1 pseudogene is annotated in these 1,310 nt (G+C 51.8%); it reads left to right on the plus strand.

What is annotated here, in order from left to right:
- Nucleotides 1-598, plus strand: a pseudogene (locus RGM3321_RS00250) (hypothetical protein); the annotation flags it as partial.
- Nucleotides 599-1,310 lie beyond the last annotated feature (712 nt).

Here is a 1,310-nt window from a genome sequence, read left to right on the forward strand (position 1 = left end):
GTCGCACGGCCTCAAGCTTGAACTCGAGGGTGTATTTAACGCGGTCTGTCTTGAGCTTAGTCATGTCGTATCCTTGCGGCTATTGAGGCACCTGGCAAGGGATACGTTTTTCAGGGGCAAGGTCAAGGCTCGTACGGAACAGACCGAAGTCCCTATATTTGATCTCCTGCAGGTTTGGGACGAGAGTGGCAATCCGGTAATGGTTGAGGAAGAGTTTGTAGCAGGCTCTCATGAGGAGCTGAACGAAAACCAGGAAGTCCGCACCGTTCTTGACTATGCCACGCGTCAAATGCAGCTTACGACCAAGGTTCCTCGTATGGAGGTTGTGGAGGAGCCTGTTTATGAACAGGCGGTGTATCAGAGGGAGGGTGGACGGGTCCATTTGGGTATTAGTGCTCAAGAGCTGCGCGCGCAATTGCTGGCGCACGGCATAGATGATTGCGCAGCATGGTGCTTGGCTGACCCGGAAGACCCGGAGTCGACGCAATCAGTAAGAGAAGCTCAGTTGATTCCGGTTTTGTTGAAAGCGGTAGCGGAACTGGCCTCCGAAGTCGAAACGCTCCGAAGCTTCGCCGCAGTGGGTAGTAACGCTAACTGACGGGCGCAAGTGCTTTGAAAGAACGGGCTAGCTATTAGGCCCGCTGAGAATAAAGCCTGCGCACTGATTATTATCCTCTGCTATATCACTTTGAAAACCTGAAACTTTCCTCAAGGTGAAGCTGGGTCTTGATCGGACGTTCGGCCTGCAGTGCTTAGTCTGGGGTATTGCCAATGCTGGAGAGGAAGCTGAGAAAGTCGTCCCCTTGCTCTCTGACGATCTTGTCTCGATCAAGTCCTTGATGGGGGAGGGATTTTTGGTCCGCTGGCCAGGTATATCTATACGAGACCACCTTCCTCACATCGTTTTTTTATAACTGCCCATAACCTCTCACCCGTTAACCGTTTCAGTCTGCCGAAATACAGGCTACCACTGTCGGCTTTACAGCACTGCTTTGCACCCAAGTCATGATGGCTTTAGACACGCCTGCAACGATCAGCGCATTTACGAAGCGCAGGCAGCAAGAAATCGGCAGCGAGCGCTTTGTCGACAGCCACCGAAAAAAATGCTCGTCAAAGCATTGTCGTACCCCTCTGAAAACAATTTGACATATGTTATTTGTGATCACATATTAGCCCCATAAGAACGGCGTTTCTCAAGGTAGTTGTCGCGTCCACCGCGTGCTACGCGACCTTTACCACCACAGTCAGCTCCCTTTCAGGATTCAGATACACCGTCCCTATCGGGTTCCAGTTGCGTGTTTCTCCCGTCC

This window comes from Pseudomonas sp. RGM 3321, from assembly GCF_022836805.1.
Classification (GTDB): Bacteria; Pseudomonadota; Gammaproteobacteria; order Pseudomonadales; family Pseudomonadaceae; genus Aquipseudomonas.